This window comes from Roseitalea sp., from assembly GCF_984466335.1.
In genome coordinates, this window is sequence record NZ_CFIFWG010000180.1 from 1 (window position 1) to 5,606 (window position 5,606).

At 67.3% G+C, this 5,606-nt stretch carries 5 protein-coding genes; all 5 read left to right on the forward strand.

Annotated features, from left to right (window positions below):
* Positions 1-1,035 (forward strand): trigger factor (gene tig, locus AC5E6L_RS13560; RefSeq protein ID WP_491773977.1); only part of this gene is annotated, 1,035 nt, incomplete at its 5' end.
* 198 nt (positions 1,036-1,233) lie between these two features.
* Positions 1,234-1,956 (forward strand): SDR family NAD(P)-dependent oxidoreductase, encoded by a 723-nt coding sequence (locus tag AC5E6L_RS13565; RefSeq protein ID WP_491230371.1) that lies wholly within the window; start codon positions 1,234-1,236, stop codon positions 1,954-1,956.
* Positions 1,957-1,961: 5 nt separating this feature from the next.
* The gene (locus AC5E6L_RS13570) at positions 1,962-3,497 is read left to right on the forward strand and encodes a cryptochrome/photolyase family protein (RefSeq protein WP_491773980.1); all 1,536 of its coding nucleotides are present in this window, start codon (positions 1,962-1,964) and stop codon (positions 3,495-3,497) included.
* Positions 3,498-3,771: 274 nt separating this feature from the next.
* Positions 3,772-3,915 (forward strand): hypothetical protein, encoded by a 144-nt coding sequence (locus AC5E6L_RS13575; RefSeq protein ID WP_491773982.1) that lies wholly within the window; start codon positions 3,772-3,774, stop codon positions 3,913-3,915.
* Between the two features lie 169 nt (positions 3,916-4,084).
* Entirely contained in the window at positions 4,085-5,485 is a 1,401-nt protein-coding gene (locus AC5E6L_RS13580; RefSeq protein WP_491773984.1) for an L-serine ammonia-lyase, read from the forward strand.
* Positions 5,486-5,606 lie beyond the last annotated feature (121 nt).

A 5,606-nucleotide genomic window follows, 5' to 3' on the forward strand; every position in this document is an offset into this window, starting at 1 on the left:
CGTCTGTTCTTCAACCTCGTTCAACCCGGAAGAGTGCTCAGCTTCGACGGCCCGCGGCCGTTCGACGTCCTGCTCGGATACGGCAAGGACGCCCGGGTGACGATCGACGGCGAGGCGTTCGAGGGTGGCGCCGATGACGGCGCGCAACTCGTGCTGGGCTCGGGTACCTTCATTCCCGGCTTCGAGGCGCAGCTTGCCGGCGCCAAGGCGGGCGACGAGACCCAGGTGACCGTGACGTTTCCCGAGGACGATCAGGCCACCCATCTGGCCGGCAGGCAGGCCGTGTTCGACGTCAAGGTCTCGCTGGTCGAGAAGGCCGAGCCCGTCGAGATCGACGATGAACTGGCCGAAAAGCTCGGCATCGAGAGCGCCGAGCGGTTGCGCGCGGTGGTGCGCGAGCAGATCGAGAGCCAGTATGCGGGCATGACCCGGCAGAAGGTCAAGCGCCAGCTTCTGGACGCGCTCGACGAGATGTACCGGATCGACAGCCCCGAAAAGCTCGTCGAGACGGAGTTCAACAACATCTGGGGGCAGATCAGCGGCGAGCTCGAACAGGCCGGCCGCACCTTCGAGGACGAGGAGACGACCGAGGAGGAGGCGCGCGCCGAATATCGCAAGCTCGCCGAACGCCGTGTCCGGCTTGGCCTTGTCCTGTCCCATATCGGCGAGGAGGCCGGCGTCGAGGTGACCGACACCGAACTTCAGCAGGCGGTGATGCGCCAGGTGCAGCAATATCCCGGCCAGGAACGCGAGGTGATGGAGTTCTTCAAGAAGACACCGGACGCCGTCGCCAACCTGCGCGCGCCGCTGTTCGAGGAGAAGACCGTCGATCACCTGCTGACCGTCGTCGCCGTCACCGACGAGACCGTCAGCAAGGAAGCGCTGATGGCCGACGACGAGGACGAGGGCGAGATCGTGCCGAAGAAGGCCGGGGAGACCGACAAGAAGGCCGGAACCGGCAAGAAAAAGGCGCCGCCGAAGAAAAAGAGCGGCGAGGCTCCGGCCGAGGGCGAGGGGGGCGACGCCGCCGGGTGACGCACGTCCGATCGGGCCGGGCGGGACCATCGCTCCCGCCAACGCCCGATCGTCGGCGCAAGCCTGATCGACCGCCGCTTGCGACCGGTTGCGACCATTTGGCAGGGCTTGACGTTTGGATCGACCGCACGATCTGGCGGCGGCGAGGGGTCTTTGTCCCCGAACGCAAGCCTGTTTCGTGACCTGGGGGATCGGCGTTTGGCCAAATATCTGATCTATGGCGGCAATGGCGGCATCGGGCGGGCAATCGCACGCAGCCTGCGCGAAGACGGGCACGGGCTGCATCTGGTCGGGCGCGATGCGCAGGCCCTTGCCGATGGCGCCGCCGAACTGGATGCCGCCTATTCGGTGGCCGATGTGACCAAGGCCCGGCAGATCGCACGGGCCGCATCGGACGCAGGCGACGATCTGGCCGGGCTCGTCTATGCCGTCGGCACGATCAACCTCAAGCCGCTCGCCCGGCTCACCGAGGACGATTTCCTGGCCGATTTTCGCCTCAACGCCTTGGGCGCGGCACTGGCCGTGCAAGCCTCGCTCGGCGCCCTGAAGGCCGGGCAGGGCGGCTCGGTGCTGCTGTTTTCCACGGTCGCCGCACGGCAGGGGTTTGCCGCCCATGCCTCCGTTGCCATGGCCAAGGGGGCCGTCGAGGGCCTCGTCCGGGCACTCGGCGCGGAACTGGCGCCCAAGGTGCGCGTCAACGCGATCGCGCCAAGCTTGACCCGCACGCCGCTTGCCGCCCCCATGCTCGGCTCCGAGCAAATGGCCAAGGCCATCGCCGGCATGCACGCGCTGCCGCGCATCGGCGCGCCCGAGGACATGGCCGGCCTTGCCCGCCTGCTCCTGACCGACGCCGGCGACTGGATCACCGGACAGGTGATCGGTGTCGACGGCGGCCGTTCGACGCTGCGCGCCAAAGGCTGACGGCGGTGCCGAAAGCGGTGCGCCTGGTGCTCGGCGACCAGCTTTCGCCGCATGTTTCCAGTCTCGCGGATGCCGAGCCGGGACGCGACGTCGTCGTGATGGCCGAACTGTGGGACGAAACCGCCTATGTGCGCCACCACAAGAAGAAGATCGCCTTCGTGTTCGCGGCCATGCGCCATTTCGCCGCCGAACTGGAGGCGCAGGGGTTTGTGGTCGATTATCGCCGGCTCGACGCGAGCGATGGCTCCCTGCGTTCCTTCACAGACGCGCTTGCGGCGGCGCTCGAACGGCACGCCCCCGATCGCGTGATCGTCACCGAGGCGTCCGAATGGCGCGTCTTGCGCATGCAGGAAAGCTGGCGCGACCGGTTCGGCATCGACGTCGAGATTCGGCCGGACGACCGCTTTCTTTCGAGCCGTGCGGACTTTGCCCGCTGGGCTGCCGGCCGCAAGAGCCTGCGCATGGAGCATTTCTACCGCCACATGCGCCGCGGAACCGGCTATCTGATGACGGGCGGCAGGCCCGAGGGAGGGCAATGGAACTATGATGGGGACAATCGCGCGCCGCCCAAAAGGGGTCTTGCCGTCCCCAAACGGCCGACATGGCCGGCCGATGACGTCACCCGCGCCGTGACCGATCTCGTCGGGGCGCGGTTCGGCGACCATTTCGGCGATCTCGAACCGTTCGATCATCCGGTGACGCGCGCCGACGCGAACGCCTATCTCGACTGGTTCATCGCGCATGCGCTGCCCGACTTCGGCACCTACCAGGACGCGATGGTGACGGGCGAGCCCCTGATGTTCCATGCGCACCTTTCGGCGCTGATCAACATCGGGCTCATCGATCCGCGCGCGTGCTGCGACAGGGCCGAGGTGGCCTGGCGCGAAGGGCGCGCGCCGCTCAACGCGGTCGAGGGCTTCATTCGCCAGATCATCGGCTGGCGCGAGTTCGTCCGCGGCATCTACTGGCTGCGCATGCCCGGCTATGCCGACGAGAACGCGCTGTCGGCCGATCGCGATCTGCCCGCCTGGTTCTGGAGCGGCGAAACGAACATGAACTGCCTGCGCCAGGTCATCGGCGAAACGAAGCGAAACGCCTATGCGCATCATATTCAGCGCCTGATGGTGATCGGCAATTTCGCGCTTCTCGCCGGCCTTGGTCCCCGAAGGGTGCAGCAATGGTTCCTGGCCGTCTATCACGACGCCTATGAATGGGTTGAAATGCCCAACGTGGTGGGCATGGCGCTCTACGCCGACGGGGGCCTGTTCGCCTCCAAGCCCTATGCCGCAACGGGTGCCTACATCGATCGCATGTCCGATTATTGCGGCGGCTGCGGCTACAGCGTCAAGCGCAAGAACGGTCCCGGAGCCTGCCCGTTCAACTATCTTTATTGGCGCTTTCTGATCGACAATCGCCGGCAGCTTGCGGGCAATCGGCGCATGGCCGTCATGTATCGCACGCTGGAACGGATGACCGACGCAAAAAAGCAGGCAATCGCCGACGATGCGCGGCGGTTTCTCGATGCGATCGAAACGGCCTAGGCGGAGCGGCGCCAAACCCGCAATGCAAGCGCCGATCGCGCGCGGCCGATCGCATCCGCCTTTCTTTCGCCCGACAGGTTGCCGCAATGTTAAGCGGGTCGTTCGCGCCAAACCCTTGATTTGACTGGCACCGGCGGGCGGACCGTTCGCAGCGTGACCAGCCGGCGCCACTCTTTCGCCATTTTTTCCCCTTGCGGCGCAAAACCGATCTGCCTATACGCCGCGCCACCATTGCGCGTGCGACCCGCCGGCAATGCCGACAACAGGAGCGATCATGGATCGACACACTGCGAAGCCGGGCTGGAACCTCACATTGTGGGCGCTGGCCGGATTTCTCATCGTCGCGCTTGCCGTTTACATGGCCGGCGGCAAGTCACCCTCCGACGTGATGGCCACCGAAACGAGCGCCTTGTCCTGACCGGCGCGACGGCCGGCCGCGACCGAAACGCAAGGGCTGCCATCGGGCGGCCCTTTTTCGTTGCGTTATGGTCGGCGATGTCGCCCCGGCGCCATTGCGCGTCGGTGGGTGCCCTGCGTTGGCGCGACACGGCCCCGACAATGAGCGATATCCACCCGAGGCAACCGGCATGTTCCTTTCCGTCTTCGACCTGTACAAGATCGGCATCGGACCGTCCTCGTCCCATACGGTGGGGCCGATGGTCGCGGCCGCGCGCTTTCTTGGGGAACTGCGGTCGGACGCATGGCCCAGGCCGGCCGGCGCGCGCCCCCAAAGGCTTGGCGCATCGCTGCACGGCTCGCTCGCCTTCACCGGCGTCGGCCACGCCACCGACCGCGCCGTGATCCTGGGTCTTGCCGGCGCGCGGCCCGACACGATCGACCCCGACGCGATGGACGCCATCGTCGCGCGGGTGCGCGAAACGGGGCAGGTGACCCCGCCCGGCCACCCGGCCTACCGGTTCGATCCGGCGGCGGACCTGGTCTTCGACAGGAAGCAACCCATGCCTGGCCACGCCAACGGGCTCGCCTTCTTCGCCCATGACGGCGACGGCAGGCTGCTGCTGCGCCGCGGATATTATTCCGTCGTCGGCGGCTTCATCGTCGGCGAGGAGGAGATCGGCAGGCAGACCGTCTACGGCCGGCAGGCCGGGGACGATCAGGTGCCCTATCCGTTCGCCAGCGCCGCCGGGATGATCGCTATGGCCGAGGCGTCGGGCAAGACGATCGCGCAGATGAAGCGGGCCAACGAGGCCGCGCGCGATCCGGGCGACCATCTCGATGCAAGGCTCGACGCCATCTGGGACGCCATGGACAAAAGCATCGAGCGCGGCATGCGCGCCGAGGGCGAACTGCCGGGCGGGCTGAAGGTCAGGCGCCGGGCGGGGCGGCTCGCCGGGCAACTGCGCGAAAAGGCGAGGTCGAACCGGTTCGACCCGCTCGTCGCCAACGACTGGCTGACCGTCTACGCCATGGCCGTCAACGAGGAGAACGCCGCCGGCGGCCGCGTCGTCACGGCGCCGACCAACGGCGCGGCGGGCACCGTGCCGGCGGTCATCAAATATATGCTCCGGTTTCATGAAGGCGCAACGCGCGAGGATGTCCGCGTCTTCCTTTTGACGTCCGCGGCGATCGGCGGCCTGATCAAGCACAACGCCTCGATTTCGGGCGCCGAGGTCGGCTGCCAGGGCGAGGTGGGCAGCGCCGCGGCGATGGCCGCCGCCGGCCTGGCAGCCGTGATGGGCGGCACGCCGCCCCAGATCGAGAACGCCGCCGAGATCGCCCTGGAGCACCATCTGGGCATGACCTGCGATCCGATTGCCGGGCTCGTCCAGGTGCCGTGCATCGAGCGCAACGGCATCGCCGCCGTCAAGGCGGTCACCGCCGCCTCGCTCGCGCTCAAGGGGGACGGCACGCACATCGTGCCGCTCGACGCCTGCATCGAGACCATGCGGCAGACCGGCGCCGACATGGACACGCGCTACAAGGAGACCTCGCTTGGCGGCCTTGCGGTCAATCTTCCCCAATGCTGAGCGGCCAAGCCTGTGGATCGCGGTGCCGGGCCATTGATCGGCGGCCCGATTGGTCCATGTTCGCATCATGCCGCTGCATCTTCTCAAACTGTGCGTGGGCGCCGAAAGCGTCGATAGTCAC

Bases quoted from the DNA above. Each gene is read 5' to 3' on its own strand.
- AC5E6L_RS13580 (WP_491773984.1), top strand. From the start codon at position 4,085: ATGTTCCTTTCCGTCTTCGACCTGTACAAGATCGGCATCGGACCGTCC.
- AC5E6L_RS13575 (WP_491773982.1), top strand. From the start codon at position 3,772: ATGGATCGACACACTGCGAAGCCGGGCTGGAACCTCACATTGTGGGCG.